Annotated in this window: 15 protein-coding genes; 10 read left to right on the forward strand and 5 right to left on the reverse strand. The window is 41.1% G+C overall.

The features are described from left to right. Positions 1 to 31: 31 nt before the first annotated feature. Positions 32 to 1516: a glutamate--tRNA ligase gene (gltX, locus tag AN393_RS03450; protein WP_055017331.1), complete on the forward strand. Its 1485-nt coding sequence runs from the start codon at positions 32 to 34 to the stop codon at positions 1514 to 1516. A 161-nt stretch (positions 1517 to 1677) separates the two neighbouring features. Beyond that, complete coding sequence (locus AN393_RS03455; protein WP_055017332.1) at positions 1678 to 1977, forward strand: hypothetical protein; 300 nt, start codon at positions 1678 to 1680, stop codon at positions 1975 to 1977. Between the two features lie 4 nt (positions 1978 to 1981). Here AN393_RS03455 and AN393_RS03460 read toward each other — a convergent pair whose 3' ends face one another. Then, positions 1982 to 2374, reverse strand: a complete 393-nt coding sequence (locus AN393_RS03460) for a hypothetical protein (RefSeq protein WP_055015127.1) — start codon at positions 2372 to 2374, stop codon at positions 1982 to 1984. Positions 2375 to 2542: 168 nt separating this feature from the next. Here AN393_RS03460 and AN393_RS03465 point away from each other — a divergent pair, with 168 nt between their 5' ends. From AN393_RS03465 to AN393_RS03475, 3 genes are all read left to right on the forward strand, one after another. Further along, entirely contained in the window at positions 2543 to 3244 is a 702-nt protein-coding gene (locus AN393_RS03465) for a DUF3581 domain-containing protein (protein WP_055017333.1), read from the forward strand. Between the two features lie 93 nt (positions 3245 to 3337). Further along, positions 3338 to 4588 carry a DEAD/DEAH box helicase gene (locus AN393_RS03470; protein WP_055017334.1) on the forward strand — a complete coding sequence of 417 codons (1251 nt, stop codon included), beginning with the start codon at positions 3338 to 3340 and terminating at the stop codon, positions 4586 to 4588. Between the two features lie 55 nt (positions 4589 to 4643). Beyond that, positions 4644 to 5621 (forward strand): sensor domain-containing diguanylate cyclase, encoded by a 978-nt coding sequence (locus tag AN393_RS03475; protein WP_055017335.1) that lies wholly within the window; start codon positions 4644 to 4646, stop codon positions 5619 to 5621. A 76-nt stretch (positions 5622 to 5697) separates the two neighbouring features. On the opposite strand, the gene AN393_RS03480 is transcribed toward AN393_RS03475, so the two are convergent. Next, positions 5698 to 6654, reverse strand: coding sequence for a methylenetetrahydrofolate reductase (locus AN393_RS03480; RefSeq protein WP_055017336.1), 957 nt, complete (start codon positions 6652 to 6654; stop codon positions 5698 to 5700). A gap of 259 nt (positions 6655 to 6913) precedes the next feature. Between AN393_RS03480 and AN393_RS03485 the strand changes: the two genes are divergently transcribed. Continuing rightward, positions 6914 to 9793 carry a pitrilysin family protein gene (locus tag AN393_RS03485; RefSeq protein ID WP_055017337.1) on the forward strand — a complete coding sequence of 960 codons (2880 nt, stop codon included), beginning with the start codon at positions 6914 to 6916 and terminating at the stop codon, positions 9791 to 9793. 79 nt (positions 9794 to 9872) lie between these two features. On the opposite strand, the gene AN393_RS03490 is transcribed toward AN393_RS03485, so the two are convergent. Both AN393_RS03490 and AN393_RS03495 read right to left on the reverse strand, forming a co-directional pair. Beyond that, entirely contained in the window at positions 9873 to 10187 is a 315-nt protein-coding gene (locus AN393_RS03490) for a helix-turn-helix transcriptional regulator (protein WP_055015133.1), read from the reverse strand. A gap of 1 nt (position 10188) precedes the next feature. Beyond that, positions 10189 to 10596: a hypothetical protein gene (locus AN393_RS03495; RefSeq protein WP_055015134.1), complete on the reverse strand. Its 408-nt coding sequence runs from the start codon at positions 10594 to 10596 to the stop codon at positions 10189 to 10191. Positions 10597 to 10901: 305 nt separating this feature from the next. On the opposite strand from AN393_RS03495, the gene AN393_RS03500 reads away from it, so the two are divergent. From AN393_RS03500 to AN393_RS03510, 3 genes are all read left to right on the forward strand, one after another. Continuing rightward, positions 10902 to 11831: a diguanylate cyclase gene (locus AN393_RS03500; RefSeq protein WP_055015135.1), complete on the forward strand. Its 930-nt coding sequence runs from the start codon at positions 10902 to 10904 to the stop codon at positions 11829 to 11831. 123 nt (positions 11832 to 11954) lie between these two features. Continuing rightward, a complete protein-coding gene (gene cysE, locus AN393_RS03505) occupies positions 11955 to 12773 on the forward strand; it encodes a serine O-acetyltransferase (protein WP_055015136.1) in 819 nt (272 codons plus the stop codon). 40 nt (positions 12774 to 12813) lie between these two features. Next, entirely contained in the window at positions 12814 to 13494 is a 681-nt protein-coding gene (locus AN393_RS03510) for a hypothetical protein (RefSeq protein ID WP_055015137.1), read from the forward strand. An 11-nt stretch (positions 13495 to 13505) separates the two neighbouring features. Here AN393_RS03510 and xseA read toward each other — a convergent pair whose 3' ends face one another. Beyond that, on the reverse strand, positions 13506 to 14837 hold the full coding sequence (gene xseA, locus AN393_RS03515) for an exodeoxyribonuclease VII large subunit (RefSeq protein ID WP_055015138.1): 1332 nt from the start codon (positions 14835 to 14837) through the stop codon (positions 13506 to 13508). A gap of 146 nt (positions 14838 to 14983) precedes the next feature. Between xseA and guaB the strand changes: the two genes are divergently transcribed. Next, positions 14984 to 16453 carry an IMP dehydrogenase gene (guaB, locus tag AN393_RS03520; RefSeq protein WP_055015139.1) on the forward strand — a complete coding sequence of 490 codons (1470 nt, stop codon included), beginning with the start codon at positions 14984 to 14986 and terminating at the stop codon, positions 16451 to 16453. The last annotated feature ends 75 nt before the right edge of the window (positions 16454 to 16528 follow it).

Raw genomic sequence — 16528 nt, forward strand, 5'->3', positions numbered from 1 at the left:
TTTTATCTCACTTATTAAAAGAGACATTATCATGACAATCCGTACTCGTGTTGCCCCATCTCCAACAGGTGACCCGCATCTTGGCACCGCTTATATTGCGTTATTTAACTACTGTTTTGCTAAACAACAAGGCGGCGAGTTTGTACTTCGTATTGAAGATACAGACCAGGTTCGTAGCACGCCAGAGTCAGAACAAGCGATTATGGATAGCCTGCGTTGGTTAGGTCTTGAGTGGGATCATGGCCCTGATGTAGGCGGCGAATTTGGCCCTTACCGTCAATCTGAGCGTAGCGATTTATACAAAAAATACGCGCACCAATTAGTTGAGCAAGGTAAAGCGTTTTATTGTTTTGCAACCAGCGAAGAGCTTGACCAAATGCGCGAAGAGCAAATGGCACAAGGTCTGCGCCCTAAATACGACGGTCGTGGTTTAAACCTCACAGAAGATGAAATTAAAGCGAACTTAGCTGCTGGTAAGCCTTACGTTATACGCATGAAAATACCTAGCGAAGGCACCTTTAAGTTTAACGACTACCTACGCGATGAAATTGAAATCCCGTGGGAAAACGTAGACATGCAAGTGCTATTAAAAACCGATGGTTTTCCAACGTACTTTTTAGCAAACGTAGTGGATGACCACCACATGCAAATAAGCCATATTTTCCGTGGCGAAGAGTGGATTAATTCAGCACCTAAACTATTAAAACTTTACCAAGATTTAGGTTGGGAAGCCCCCGTATTAGGCCACTTACCATTATTACGCAATCCAGATAAATCAAAGCTTTCTAAGCGTAAAAACCCAACGTCTATTAATTACTATAAAGAAATGGGTTACCTACCAGAAGCCGTGCTTAACTACTTAGGCCGTATGGGTTGGTCAATGCCAGATGAGCGTGAAAAATTCACCCTTAACGAGATGATTGAACACTTCGACATGAAGCGTGTATCACTGGGCGGCCCAGTATTTGATGTGGAAAAATTAAGCTGGTTAAACGGCATGTGGATCCGCGAAAACCTTACAGATGAAGAACTTGTACAGCGCTTTGTTGATTGGAAGTTTAATGGCGAAATGCTAGCTAAAGTATTACCAGAGGCTAAAACGCGCATTAATACGCTTTCGGATATGGTTGACTTAGCAGGCCACTTTGTAGGCGGCATTCCAACTTACGACCCAGCACTGTTAACAGCGGGCAAAGCTGACGAAAACGTAATACGCCAAGCGCTACAGTTTTTTGTATGGCAGCTTGAAGGTTTACGTAGTTTCGATAAGCCAGCTATTTTTGCCATTGCAAAAGAAGTTGCTACATTCCACGAGCTTAAAATTAAAGACTTTTTAGAGCCAATATTTGTAGCAATCACGGGTAAAACATCATCTACCTCAGTGCTTGATGCAATGGAAATTTTAGGCTCAGACTTATCACGTGCGCGTTTACGTGTTGCACTTGCTCATTTAGGTATTTCTAAAAAGCAGGCTAAAAATATTGAGCGTGCGTACCGCACATACCCAAGTGCATAATCTTTAGTCATACTTTATAAAAAGCCGCGCTTATTAATTAAGCGCGGCTTTTTTGTTTCAGGCTGTTTGGCTATATGTCATCGCGTTTTGATATCGTTTAGCGCAAGCAGTGGCGCTTTAGCAAATGCTACAATGCTGCATGTAAATTAAAAGGAGGCAGCATGATTGCACCTGTAAAAAACAAAGCTTTATTTAGCAGTAATGCCTTTTCAATAAACCTAGTTACTTACCCTACAAACCACAGCGTAATGAGCCATATAGACCCCGTGCAGCAAGGGCGTTACTACAAACTTAATTTTGTACTCGTAAAACCCAAAGCGGGTGGGGTTTTTAAATGCTCAAAATGCATCATTAATTGGTTTAACCGCGTGTATCTATTTAGACCCGACAAGTACGAGCACAGCGTTTCTAAAATTGAGTCAGGAAAGCGCGTACTACTTAGTTTTGCGCTTAATATATAATTTATTAATAGTCGTAGGCCTGTCCGCTGCATAAAACAGACAGGTCACAATACGATACAGATATTTCGCGACAAGAATTTATAGTAAAGGCGTTACCGCCTCTGCGCATTGCATCTGCTTTAAGTAAATCTATAGACTCTGATTTAGAGCGATTGTAGCTTATACTACTGTTGCCTCTACCATCTCCATTGCAGCTTTCGCCTTCAATTCGGCCTAAAAGTGTGGCGCCACTTTCGTGTGCTTCTTGGTCGCTATAAAACTGTTGTAAATCTCGTTTTTTAACGTACGTACCAATTTCCTCAGATAAAACATCGTTATCTATATCGGTATGAAAAGTCACGTTTGAGCATCCAGTTAAAGCAGTGAATACGCTTATTGCTGCAAAAACACGTAACATAATAATTAGTCCCTTATTTAAGTTTGGTACCTAAATTACTAACTAAAACAGGTATGTGCAATATTTACCCTTAAGTTAATTGTATGAATTTGTAAGTGATTCGACCTCTCTTTAAATTTTTTCTGGTAGTATGGGCAGGTTATAAGCAGTTTAAGCAGTGAACAATCTATGTTAAGTCCTTACTTTCAGCAGCATGCTGACTATGTTTCTATCTCTCGTGAGCAAGGGTGTCGTTTCGCAAAGTGCGTTGCCGATGATTACAACCCACTTCATGATAAAGATGCCAAAAAGTTTTGCGCGCCAGGAGACTTACTTTTTTCTTTAGTATTAGACCGCTACGGTATAAGTGAGCGAATGGAATTTACCTTTGCCGGTATGGTTGACGAAAACACTAAACTTAACTTCCCACAAGGGGCTGATGAGTTTGATGTAACCAACGGCGACAAAGTAATTTTAAAGGTAAAACGCGAAGGTCAAACCAGCAAGTGCCCAACACTTACAAATAGCCTAATAAAAAACTATGTTGAGTTTTCTGGTGCTGCATTTCCGCACGTAATTATTCCGCTAATGGGCAAGCAAGATGTAATGATTAATCCAGCGCGCCCTATGGTTATTTACGAGTCGATGATCATTAACCTTGATAACATTAATATTCAAGCACCAACGCTTGAGTTTGCTGAGCCAAGTTTTGAGTACACAGGTAAGCGCGGCAAAATTACCTTGCGCTTTAACCTATTAGAAAACGGCGAAAAAGTCGGTTTTGGTGAAAAACACATGGTAGTGTCGGGTATTCGTGCATACTGCCAAGCAACGGTTGATGACTTAATCGCGTTTTATAATGAGCGAAAAGCCACCTTAAAACCGGCTTAAAGTTTATTTTAAATAAAGGCGCTATTTATAGCGCCTTTTTTATTGCTAAAGCTCAGGTATAATGGTGCTCTTTGTTATTTTAAAGCTAAGCCTATGTCTGCCACATCGTTCTCATCTCTAAAACTCGATTCGTTATTACTAACAGCAATTGAGCAAAATAATTACACCACGCCTACCGCCATTCAGGTTAAAACTATTCCGCACATATTAGCGGGCAGCGATGTAATGGGCAGTGCGCAAACAGGCACAGGTAAAACAGCCGCCTTTGTATTACCACTACTACATAAGCTTTTAAATACACCAAAAAAAGATGAGCCAGGTATAGCCCGAGTAGTTATTTTAACCCCCACACGTGAGCTTGCTCAGCAAGTATTTGCAAGCTTTGAAAAATACGCTCAAGGCAGTAATATTCAAGGCGCTTTAGCGTATGGCGGCGCAAGTATTGGCCCGCAAATTAAAGCACTTAAAACGGCGCAAGTGATAGTCGCAACACCTGGGCGTTTACTTGATCATATCGTTAAAGGCAGTGTGGTGCTTTCAAGTGTTGATTCGTTAGTATTTGATGAAGCCGACCGTATGCTGGATATGGGCTTTATTGATGAAATAAAACGTATTTTGCGCCACATTCCAGGCGATCGCCAAACCTTATTGTTCTCAGCCACATTTGATGACAGCGTGTTTGAGCTGAGTAAAAAACTACTTAAAAACCCCGAGCTGATTGAAGTTGATAAACGTAACTCAGCCGCCGTGGAAGTAGAGCAAGTTATTTACGCAGTTGATGAAGATAGAAAGCGTGAGCTTGTATCACACATGATTGGCATGAAAAATTGGCGCCAAGTACTTATATTCACGCGTACAAAACAAATGGCCGATAAACTTGCCAAAGAAATGTGTAAAGACGGTTTAAAAACTGAGTCTATCCATGGCGATAAATCGCAAGGTGCACGCGACCGTGCATTACAAAACTTTAAAGAAGGCTCAACGCGTGTATTAGTTGCCACTGATGTAGCTGCCCGCGGTTTAGATATTCCCGCGCTTAAATACGTAATAAATTTTGAGCTACCTTACATAGCAGAAGATTACGTACACCGAATTGGCCGTACAGGTCGCGCTGGCGAGCAAGGCCTTGCCATGTCGCTGGTAAGTATTGATGAGCAATGGTTACTGGAAGAAATTGAAGTACTACTTGATACCCGTTTAACACCACAATGGCTAGAAGGTTACGAGCCTGATTTAAACAAGCCCCCTAAAGATAACCGTAAAAACACCAATAAAGCCCGTAAAGATCGCGATAAAAAGCGCATTACGGGGCAAAGAGCACCAAGTAAACGCCGCAGAAAGTAGCCTTAAACATATTTATTTGGCTATACTGAGGCGACTAAATAGCTGAGGTATAGTTATGTTTGAAACAGATAAATGGGCATTTTCTGGTATCGATGGCCAAATATCGTTACATAAATGGCAAAAAACCATTGATCTGATTACGGGGCTTTTTTCAGCTCCTTCCGGCTATATAGTTCAGGCTACTAGTAAAGGCTATCGCGTAGTTATTAGAGCAAATGAAGGCGGCTCACACTTTGAAACCAACCCTATACTCCCTCCAGAAACGCCCTTGTTTTGTAAATATGTAGCCGAAAACAACAAAACCTTATATGTAAATAATGCCAGTAATGATGCGCAGTGGAATACCATGCCAGAGGTGATTGAAGATGATGTTGAATCCTACCTTGGCCTGCCAATTCACTGGCCTGAAGGCGAAGTATTTGGCACCTTGTGTTTAAAAGATTCAAAAAAAACCAGTTACACCGATGAATATTTTGAGCTAATAGAGCAGCTGCGTGATTTAATTGAAGACGATTTAGCCCTTATTTATAGCTTTGAGCAAATGCGCGAAATAGCCATGCTTGACCCGCTTACCAACATTTATAACCGCCGTGCACTAAGCTTACTTGCCCAACACAAACTTAATTTAGCACTGCGTTTGGGTTTTGATGTGTGTTGCTTGTTTATTGATATAAACGACTTTAAAAAACTAAACGACACTTACGGCCATGATATAGGCGATCAGGCGCTAATCATTTTGGCAAATACCCTAAAAGCACATTTAAGAGAGGCTGATATAGTAGGGCGTTTAGGGGGCGATGAATTTGTAGCTGTAATGCAAATTAGTGATAGAAGTAAGCTTAACCATATTATTGATAAAATAAAAATTGAGTATGCAAACGCACTATTAGAAAACAACGTATGCGCGCTGACACTCAGCATAGGCGAAAGTTTTACTAATAAACAAAAGCAACCCTTTGATACGTTATTAAATTTGGCCGATCATCAAATGTATAAAAATAAACAAGCGTACAAATTGGCTAAAAAAGCATAATAATAAAAGCAATACACTTAAACATAGCAACAAAAAGCAAGCCATTAGGCTTGCTATAAACGGGGAGAATGAGGCGTTAAGCGATTTGTTTTTCGGCTAAGTTTAATTCCATCGTGGCTTTTAATAAACGGTATAAGTTTATTGATGCGTCAATTTCTTCTTTACGGTTTGTTAAGCTTTCAATATTTAAGCCCAGTGGCACATCAAGGTGTGCACAGCTTTTGAGTATTAGGTCGAGATTTTCTCGGCAAATACGTACCGATTCACTTAAGGTGTTTTCTGCATCAAGCATGCGCCATTTAGTGGCCTCTGGCACTGAGATACCCAACCATTGCATAAACTCTAAGGTTTTATCGCCACCGCACGGGGTAAACGTTAAAATAATTCGTTTTGGTGTAATACCTTGCGCTTTACAGGTACGCGCATAACTTGTGATTAGCTCTATCGTTGCTTGTGCGTCGTAAACCGCTTGCGATATAAAAAACTGACACCCTTGTGCTGTTTTTTCTATAAGGCGCTCGTGCTCATTTCGCTTACTTGCATGGCGCTCTGCTATGGTAACGCCCCCTAAAAAGAAGTCATCACTTTGCTCTGCAAGCGTTTTATAGGCATTGGGCAAGCTTAGTTTTATATCACCCACCGATGAAGGGCTACCCACTAAAACCACATTTTTTAAATCGTAGTCGTTTTTGGTTTCATCCAACCAGCCTTTAAACTCTTCTACACCACGCTGTGCCACACTTTTGTAAGTAATGACATCCGGAGCAGATAAATTACGTAGTAAGTGGCTGTATTCACGTGGGTCTACAGTTTGTTTAAACGGAAATGGGCGTGCTTTATCTGTACGACTACTTTCATCTTGAATGTCGTAAATTATTACGCCGTCGTATTCAATTTCGTGTAAGCGAGCAAGTAGTTTTTCTGCAATGATTTTTAGTTGCACTTTATCAGTACCAATTTTAGGCGGGGTAGTACCAATAAGATAAACACCTTGATTGGTGTCTTCTATTTTTTCTTGTAGTGATAAAGCCATAATCCTCATTCCAGCTTAGTCCAATGTATGTAATTTAATATAGCAGCCATTTAGACGTCTAGATAGATTTATTTGGTGAAAGTTTTTCAATTAACTTGAGTGTTTTTCATGCTTAAGTGTTTTTAAAATAGGGAATTGACACAGTTGTTTACATTAAAACTGTCGCAAAGCTCTTACAATCATTTGCTTTAGGGCATAATCAACTATGAATTAGCATTAAATCTAATAACAAATTTGCTCAATTTAAAAAGGGACAACAATGAAATTTAAATTACTAGCAACAAGCTTAGCGGTATCGCTGGCGCTAACAGGCTGCGCAACACAGCAAAGCGAAAACACCCAAGCAGCACAGCAACAGCAAACAACAGCCGCTGATGAGCGTGTATTTTCGCAAGAGTACTTAATCGAAGAGCTTGATAACGGCTTACGTGTAATGGTTGTTAAAACCGATTACCCCGATGTAGTGTCGCTGCAAATTCCGGTATCGGTTGGTTCACGAAATGAAGTAAAAGAAGGTAAAACCGGGTTTGCTCACTTTTTTGAGCACATGATGTTTAAAGGTTCTAAAAAATTCCCGCAAGACGAATACACTGCCATTTTTAAAAATGCAGGGGTAGATAACCGTGCTTACACCACTAATGATTACACAAACTACCATTTAAACTTTTCAAAGCAGCACCTTGATAAAGTACTTGAAATTGAAGCCGATATTTTTCAAAACTTAACCTACACCGAAGAGCAATTTAGAACCGAAGCGCTAACGGTTAAAGGGGAGTATTTAAAAAATAACGCCAGCCCAATTCGTAAGTTATTGAGCGCAGTTCGCGAAGAAGCGTTTGATACACACACCTATAAACATACCACCATGGGCTTTTTTGAAGATATTGAAGCCATGCCAGATCAAATGGCGTACGGTAAAGAATTTTTTGATAAGTTTTATAAGCCAGAATATGTATCGCTAGTAATTGTCGGCGATGTAGACCCTAAAGCCACGATGGTGATGGTGAAAAAACATTGGGGTGGCTGGAAAAAAGGCAATTACGTTGCCGATATAAAAGCCGAGCCTGCACAACAAGCGCCTAAATATGTACATGAGAAAAACGAAGGTCTGCCTGGTCATTGGTTGCTTGTATCTTACAAAGGAGCGGCCTGGGAGCCTGCAAAAAAAGATAGAGCCGCGCTTGATTTAATCTCACAACTTTATTTTTCAAATAACTCAGATTTATATCAAGAGCTGGTTGTTGAAAAACAAATAGCGAGTCAAATGTTTACCTATAATCCAGAAACAAAAGATCCTGGTTTATTGCATGTATTTGTAAAAGTAGAAAATGAAGATGATTTAGCAAAAGCACGCGATGCTATTAATCGCACTTACGCAAAAGCACGTACCGAACTTGTTGATGAGCAAAAACTAAGTGATTTAAAATCGAACCTTAAATACAGCTTTATTAACGGCTTAGATTCATCACAAGCAATTGCGTCAACCCTTGCAAGGTACATGCATTTTGAGCGCGATCCAGAGGTAATTAACCAACTTTATAAATCGGCCGACAACATCACAGCACAAGATATTAAAGCCGTGGCTAATAAATACTTTGTAGATGACGCGCGTACAACCGTAACTATGTCGGCACTTGATAAAGCGCCAGGGTTTGAGCAGGAAGCAAGCTTAAACGCGTTAGTTGCAAAGCTTGATAAAGCGCCTGAAGCGCCAGTATTTAAAGTGCTTGATAAAACCAATAGCTCGCCACTGATTGACGTAAACTTTTTATTCAATACAGGGGCTGCCGCAGACCCTAAAGGTAAAAAAGGGGTTGCTGCGCTTACAGCCGCTATGCTTGCTCAAGGTGGCTCGCAAAGTACGAGTTACAAAGAGATACAAAAAGCGCTTTACCCGCTTGCGGGTAGTTTCGGTTATCAAATAGATAAAGAAATGCTGTCGTTCCAAGGGCGTATACATAAAGACAATGCTGAAACATGGTATGCAATTATAAGCGAGCAACTGCTTAACCCAGGTTTTAGAGACGATGACTTTAAACGCCTTAAAAAAGAAATGATCGACGGTATTAAATCGGGCTTAAAAGCCTCTAACGACGAAGAGCTTGGTAAAGAAGTACTCTACAGCACGCTTTATAAAGGCCACCCATACGAAAGCTACAACTACGGCGATATTTCGGATTTAGAAGCGCTAACGCTTGATGATGTAAAAGCATTTTACAACACAGAGCTTACCCAATCTAAACTAACACTGGGTTTAATTGGCGCTGTGCCAAAAGCACTTAAAGCCGAAATTAAGAGCGATTTAGCAACCTTACCTAAAGGCGAGCAAAGCCGTTTAAGTATTCCTGATGCGCCAGAACTTAAAGGTCATCATGCAACAATTGTAGAAAAGTCAGCGCAATCTACCGCGGTATCGTTTGGTTTCCCAATTGATACTATTCGTAGCAGCGAAGATTGGACCGCCCTTTGGCTTGTGCGTTCGTACTTTGGTGAGCATCGTAGTTCTAACTCATACCTGTATGAGCGAATTCGTCAAACACGGGGTATGAACTACGGTGATTACGCCTACATTGAGTACTTCCCGCGTGGTATGTTTCAAACTAAACCTGATGCAAACTTAGGACGCTCTGAGCAAATATTCCAAATCTGGTTACGCCCGCTGCGCTCTAATAACGATGCACACTTTGCAACGCGTACTGCATTGTTTGAGCTGGATAAGCTCATTAAAAATGGTTTAACCGAAAAAGACTTTGAAGCAACACGTAACTTTTTAATTAACTACGTACCGCAGCTTGTCGCAAGTCAAAACCGCCAGTTAGGCTATGCACTTGATAGCGAATTTTATAATACGGAGTCGTTTGTAAAGTACGTGACAAATAAACTTGAAAAGCTAACACTTGCTGATGTTAATCGCGTGATTAAAGATAACCTGCAAACAGACAACGTGCAGTATGTGTTTATTACCGGTGACGGCGAAGACATGAAAAAACGTTTAGTGTCAGAGCAAACATCGCCAATGGTTTACAACACAGAAAAACCAGCAGAACTTGTTGCTGAGGATAAAGTCATTGCCGATTACAAATTAGCAATCCCAGCTAAAAATATTGAAGTAATGGCCGTTGAAAAAGTGTTTCAGTAATTTAAGCGCTTTATTCAATATATAAAAAATGCCCCAGTGCTTATAGCCTGGGGCATTTTTATTTAATTAGCGTAGGGTATTAGTTAGTCGCTAAAAGCACTGAACCTGCGCCTAGAGCAAAGCTTATTAAGGAGCTAATAACAACGCCCGCTAAAAAGCTTTTAGTTGGTGTACTTTTAACGGTGTCATTTACAGGTTCATCAAGTTTAATTAGCTCGCCTTGGCGTACTTCAAGTACCGCGCATAGTGCCATAGTGGTTTCTTTAGAAGCGGCGCCTTGTTTTTCTACTCGTTGAATGGTCCGCAAGCTTACGTCGCAGGCATCTGCAAGCTGCTGCTGTGTCCAATTCAACTTACTTCTAAGCGATTTAATTGTTGTAGGATTTAATTGCACGTTAAAGCTTCCCTACAAATAGTTCAACAATGGTTGCCGTTGTATAGCCAAACACCGCTCCGCCTAATGTGCAGCCAGCAAGAAAAAATGCTGCCTTTTTAGGGTCGTCCGAAAGGCTAGATTGAACTTGTTTTGCAACGATTTTTGCATCTTTACAAAGTGTGCATTCTAGGCGCCCTGTGAATATGTTAAGCATGTCAAACTTTACTTGATACTGTGAGCCCTCAAAATCAAAAGAATGTGTGCTCGCACAATTAATAGTGCGTTTTTTACTGAATAAATCATCGTTTATGTACACTTCTTCTTTACCAGTAAAGTAACTACCAAAGCAGGCTATTTGGTTGTCGCCATCTTGAAAGTAGAATTTATAACCAAGTCGTTTTGTATTTAATATATCGTTTTTCATCATCGTTATCCTTGTTGAGTTGATGATGCTAATTTAGCGTTTGTTTTTATTTTTTACGCCGTCAGTAGTATGTCAGTAGCTAGTTTGGCACATGACAGCAGCCCTGTCATGCTTCATTAGTACTTGATTATTAATATAAAAATAAATTTTATGAATTTTTATAGTTCACTTAACTGTCATATAGTGTATTACTTAACATTAATAAATTAAGTAACTAGCGTTTAGATAAATCAAGTAAAGTAAGAATATTTTGTTAAAAAATTGTTAGTGATTATACTGGTGAACAACAAAGCTAAAATGGAAAGCTCGTGATTGACGATAAAGCGTTTTTTAAGTTGGTATTAGATACCACGCCCGACCAAGTAGTGGTTATTAATTCTGCTGGCGATATAGTATACGTCAATAGAAGCTGGCAAAACTTTGGTGAACAAAACGACTGTGCCTGCTGTGATATGTGGGAGCAACAAAATTACTTAACTGAGTGTGAGAAAGCAGCGCAAAAAGGAGACAGCTTTGGTTTAAAAGCATTTAACGGTATTAAATCAGTTATTTCAGGTGCTAATGGCGACTTCTATCTAGAATATCCGTGTCATAGCGAAGATGAAAAACGTTGGTTTATGATGCGTGTGGTCTCGTTTAACCATATAGATAATGCGTATTACGCTATTAGTCATCAAAATATTACCGAGCGAAAATTAGCAGAAGAGCAAGTACAAAAACTTGCCGCTATTGATGGCTTAACAGATATTGCTAACCGAGGCTTTTTTGATACCTTTTTAGAGCAAGAGTGGAATCGCTGTCAGCGTTTAAGTATGCCGCTTTCACTGGCTATAATTGATATTGATGATTTTAAATTACTTAATGATACCTACGGCCACCAACAAGGCGATACATGTTTAAAAATGGTGGCTAAAGTACTTAATGAACACACTAAACGGCCCAGTGATTTATGCGCGCGTTTTGGTGGTGAAGAATTTGTACTAGTTTATGGAAATACAAACTCAGATCAGGCTTTGTTAGTATTGAACGATATTTTAGAAAACCTAAAACAGTTAAACATTGAAAATAAACATTCATTACCCAGCAGAACCCTCACTGTTAGTGTAGGGTTGACTACTATTACACCAAGTAGTGATTTTACAGCGGCGTATTTAATCAAAGAAGCAGACGATTTACTTTATAAAGCAAAAGATAAAGGAAAAGATGCTTTATGTGTGAGTGATTTAGCACTCGTATAATTTTTTACCCTTAGTTATACCTAATAACCAGAACAAATAACTAAGGCGTTAACACCTTAGGCTTTAAATCCGTTAAACTTGGGAAAAAGCTCTTTTTATATCAATTTAAGGCAGTGTAGTATTATGCGTCATGAAATTTGGCAACAGCTTCGTAGTGAAGCTAATGAAGTTGTAACTCGCGAACCACTTTTAGCAAGTCATGTGTATTCATGCATTTTAAATCATGAGTGTTTGGGTTCAGCGTTAAGCTTTATTGTTGCTAATAAATTGGCAGATGCTGTGGTATCGGCTTTTACAATACGTGAGTTGTTCGACCAAGCGTTTGTAAAATGCGACCGCATGCTTACCTATGTTGCCGAAGACATTAAAGCCGTTAAAGACAGAGACCCAGCAGCTGAAACCTACCTTACGGTTATTTTAAACTTAAAAGGGTTTCATGCTATTCAGGCGCATCGCTTGGCTAACTGTTTGTGGCAGCAAAACCGTAAAGAGCTTGCTCGTTTTATTCAAAGCCGTACCTCAGAAGTGTTTGGGGTTGATATTCACCCTGCGTGTCAGGTTGGTAAAGGGATAATGTTTGACCACGCTACCGGTATTGTTATTGGTGAAACCGCAGTGATTGAAGATAACGTATCAATACTGCAATCGGTCACGCTTGGCGGTACGGGTAACGAGCAAGGCGACCGCCATCCTAAAATTAGAGCCGGTGTGCTTATTGGCGCAGGTGCTAAAGTGCTGGGTAATATTGAAGTAGGCGAGGGCGCACGTATTGGCGCAGGTTCTGTGGTACTTACAGCGGTACCGCCACATACCACTGCGGTAGGCGTACCAGCTAAAATTATTGGCAGACCGGATTGCCCCTGTCCGGCGCAAAGTATGAATCAAAACTTTTTATCCACTCAAGAACCTGAGAACGAATCACACACCAGCGCTATGTTGTAATATTAACTTGTACAAATAAAAAATTTTAAAAGGGATTAAAATGAGCAAAAATAGCTTATTAACACTAGGGATAGGATTTATTGCGGGTGTAGGTTTAACCTGGAGCTACTTTAATTTGGTTTCAAGTGACGCAAACCCCGCTAAGTTACAACATGCAAATACAAAGCAGCAGGTCCCTGTTGTTCAGCCACCTAAAAGTAGTGACGCAACAACAAGACCTGTTGTGCCAGCTGCCCCTGAGCAAAGCACTGCTTTAGTGCAAAAAGATAATCCGCCTAACCTAGGCCCACAACCGCTTGATGAGCTTCCTCTAGAAGAGCAAGTTGCTCAGCTTAAGCAGCAATTAGCAGCGCAAAAAACCTTGATGAAAAACGCGGCGCAACAATTGCGCGACCCCTCTGATGCACAAGCCGTTTTGCAAGCGCAATTTGATGAGCAAACACGCAACGAAGAGTGGGCCTATCAAACAGAAACAGCACTGCAAGATTTTTTACTTACCTCTGATTTAAGTGCTATCCCTGAGATTGTCAGCGCAGCGTGTAAAACCACAGTATGTAAATTTGAACTTGCCGCACCAACTGATAACGATTCGTTTGATCACACCCAATGGCGAGAGCTAAACGATAAGTTAATGAAGCAAGAGTTTTGGTTGCAATTTAAAAGAACAACCTCAACGTCAAGCGACACCGAACTCACTTTATTTATGGCCACAGAGCTTTAATCAAGAGGGCTTTACAACGCGGTCGATTTTATAGCGCCATCGACCAGCTCTGTGATTAGCACGTCACCTTTTTTAATGTGTGCAACCGATTTAACCACTTTGCCTTGTTGAGATTTGGTGATGCTGTAACCGCGCGCTAAAACATTAAGTGGGCTTACCGAGTCGAGCCTACTCGCTTGCAGCGCTAAGCTATTTTGCGCGTGTTGCAACTTGTGCTGCATTGCTTGCTCAAGTCGGGTTTGTATCTGCATAAGCTGATGACTGGCCTGCGATAACTTTTTATCAGGCGATTGACGCATTAAACGCGGGATCAAATTATTAAGCGTGCGCTCTTGTTGGTATAGGCGATTACGCATGCCTTGTTGTAAGGCTATAGTTAGCTCATCTAATCGCTGCGCTTTTTGGTTTAGTTGATTGCGCGGATGACACAAATTAAGCCGATGCTGTAACTGTGTTGCTAGTGCGCGTTTATCGGCCATATTGTGTTTAAAGGCATTATTTAACCGGTTAATGAGCTCAACCACCTTATTATGTAGCTCTTGCGTGTTAGGGCTAACAAGTTCAGCCGCTGCAGAAGGCGTTGCTGCACGAACATCAGCGACGTAGTCGCTTATAGTTGTATCTATTTCGTGGCCTACTGCGCTCACTATAGGTAATTCACTTTGGTAAATAGCGCGGGCAAGCAGTTCATGGTTAAAGCACCATAAATCTTCTAGTGAGCCACCGCCTCGCCCTAAAATAAGTACGTCTACCTCATTGCGTGCATTGGCTAACTGTATTTGGTTAACTAAATGCACATGGGCTTCTTTGCCTTGCACCATGGCTGGGTAAATAATGACGTCTAATTGTGGTGCGCGGCGTTTAAGTACGGTTAATATATCTTTTATAGCAGCGCCCGTTGCTGAGGTTATAACACCTACACGGTTTATATTTTGCGGCAGTGGTTTTTTATAGGCCGAACTAAACAAGCCCTCTGCGGCTAAGCGCATTTTTAATGCATCAAATTCTTGCTTAAGCTGGCCTTCACCTGCAGGTTCCATATGTTCAACAATAAGCTGATAATCGCCGCGTGGTTCGTAAAGTGAAACTCGGGCTCTAACTGTTACTTGAGCGCCGTTTTCGGGGCGATAACTTTGACTGCGGTTATTGCCGCGCCACATAGCTGCTTTAATTTGTGCTTTTTCATCTTTTAACGAAAAGTACCAGTGCCCAGAAGCAGGGGTAATAAAGTTGGAAATTTCGCCGGTTAGAACAAGCGATGCAAAGCCCTGCTCAAGAACTGCACGAATCTCTTTGTTAAGGCGCGACACGGTGTATACCGTTTGCGAAGGCTTCGAAAACATATAAAACAACCTAAAACTATTATGAGGTAAGTTATGAGATAAGTTTATCATAAATATTTGCGAAATATTATTTACGAATGCGCGCAACGCTGTTAAAATTTGGCCGCAATTCCTTATCTTAGATCCACATGTGAGAAGTTGCCAAAATGCTTAGAATCGCTAAAGAAGCTCTTACCTTTGATGACGTACTTTTAGTACCTGGTCATTCTACTGTTTTGCCACACACGGCAAATATTTCAACTCGCTTAACGCGTGGTATCAAACTTAACTTGCCGCTTATTTCAGCATCTATGGATACTGTTACAGAAGCTCGTTTAGCTATTGCCCTCGCGCAGGAAGGTGGTCTTGGTTTTATCCATAAAAACATGACTATTGAAGAACAAGCGAGAAACGTACGTAAAGTTAAAACCTACGAAGCAGGTATTGTGTCATTTCCTGTTACTGTGTCTGCCGATTTAACCATTGCAGATGCAACGCTTCTTTCGCAAGAAAAAGGGTTCTCGGGTTTCCCGGTGACTGATAGCGAAAATAACCTGCTAGGCATTGTTACCGGTCGTGACATGCGTTTTGAAACTAAGCTTGAACAGCCTGTTTCTAGCGTTATGACTAAAAAAGACAAACTAGTAACAGTTAAAGAAGGCGCGTCGCGCGAAGAAATTTTGGGTTTAATGCACGAACACCGCATTGAAAAAATCTTAGTGGTTGATGATGCATTTAAGCTAAAAGGCATGATCACCGTAAAAGATTACCAAAAGGCGCAAGACAAACCCAATGCGTGTAAAGACGAGCTAGGGCGTTTACGTGTGGGCGCTGCTGTTGGTGTTGGTGCAGGTACTGATGAGCGAATTGCTGCATTAGTAGAGGCGGGTGTTGATGTTTTACTCATCGATACGTCACACGGCCACTCGCAAGGGGTTATTGACCGTGTTTCTCAAACTCGCGAAACGTACCCAGATTTACAAATTATTGCCGGTAACGTTGCCACTGCCGAAGGCGCTATTGCTCTTGCTGATGCCGGTGTTGATGCGGTTAAAGTAGGTATTGGCCCAGGTTCAATTTGTACTACGCGTATTGTTACAGGTTGTGGTGTACCACAAATTACGGCTATTTCTGATGCGGTAGATGGCTTACAAGGGCGTGACATTCCTGTCATTGCTGATGGCGGTATTCGTTTTTCTGGCGATATTGTTAAAGCATTGGTTGCGGGTGCATCGTGTGTAATGGTGGGCTCAATGCTTGCGGGTACTGAAGAAGCGCCAGGCGAAGTTGAACTTTACCAAGGCCGTTACTACAAATCGTACCGTGGTATGGGCTCGTTAGGTGCGATGGATCAAAAAGAAGGTTCGTCGGATCGTTACTTCCAAAAATCTAACCAAGCTGACAAATTAGTACCTGAAGGTATTGAAGGTCGCGTCGCTTATAAAGGCCCAATTGCAACGATTATTCATCAGCAAGTGGGTGGCCTTCGTAGCGCAATGGGATTAACGGGTTGTGCCACCATTGAAGAGCTAAATACAAAACCTCAGTTTGTACGTGTTACATCTGCAGGTATGGGTGAGTCGCACGTTCACGATGTGCAAATCACTAAAGAAGCGCCTAACTACCGCTTAGGTTAAACAACACGTTTAAATTACGGGGCTGGAATTACCAGCCCTCTTTTATAGCCACTAAGTAAATTAGTGGAATCTAGC

Origin of the sequence: Pseudoalteromonas sp. P1-25, from assembly GCF_001401805.1 — a bacterium.
Classification (GTDB): Bacteria; Pseudomonadota; Gammaproteobacteria; order Enterobacterales; family Alteromonadaceae; genus Pseudoalteromonas.

Bases quoted from the DNA above. Each gene is read 5' to 3' on its own strand.
- AN393_RS03460 (WP_055015127.1), bottom strand. From the start codon at position 2,374: ATGTTACGTGTTTTTGCAGCAATAAGCGTATTCACTGCTTTAACTGGA.
- AN393_RS03470 (WP_055017334.1), top strand. From the start codon at position 3,338: ATGTCTGCCACATCGTTCTCATCTCTAAAACTCGATTCGTTATTACTA.
- AN393_RS03480 (WP_055017336.1), bottom strand. From the start codon at position 6,654: ATGGCTTTATCACTACAAGAAAAAATAGAAGACACCAATCAAGGTGTT.
- guaB (WP_055015139.1), top strand. From the start codon at position 14,984: ATGCTTAGAATCGCTAAAGAAGCTCTTACCTTTGATGACGTACTTTTA.
- AN393_RS03510 (WP_055015137.1), top strand. From the start codon at position 12,814: ATGAGCAAAAATAGCTTATTAACACTAGGGATAGGATTTATTGCGGGT.
- AN393_RS03465 (WP_055017333.1), top strand. From the start codon at position 2,543: ATGTTAAGTCCTTACTTTCAGCAGCATGCTGACTATGTTTCTATCTCT.
- AN393_RS03485 (WP_055017337.1), top strand. From the start codon at position 6,914: ATGAAATTTAAATTACTAGCAACAAGCTTAGCGGTATCGCTGGCGCTA.
- AN393_RS03475 (WP_055017335.1), top strand. From the start codon at position 4,644: ATGTTTGAAACAGATAAATGGGCATTTTCTGGTATCGATGGCCAAATA.
- cysE (WP_055015136.1), top strand. From the start codon at position 11,955: ATGCGTCATGAAATTTGGCAACAGCTTCGTAGTGAAGCTAATGAAGTT.
- AN393_RS03495 (WP_055015134.1), bottom strand. From the start codon at position 10,596: ATGATGAAAAACGATATATTAAATACAAAACGACTTGGTTATAAATTC.
- gltX (WP_055017331.1), top strand. From the start codon at position 32: ATGACAATCCGTACTCGTGTTGCCCCATCTCCAACAGGTGACCCGCAT.
- AN393_RS03455 (WP_055017332.1), top strand. From the start codon at position 1,678: ATGATTGCACCTGTAAAAAACAAAGCTTTATTTAGCAGTAATGCCTTT.
- xseA (WP_055015138.1), bottom strand. From the start codon at position 14,837: ATGTTTTCGAAGCCTTCGCAAACGGTATACACCGTGTCGCGCCTTAAC.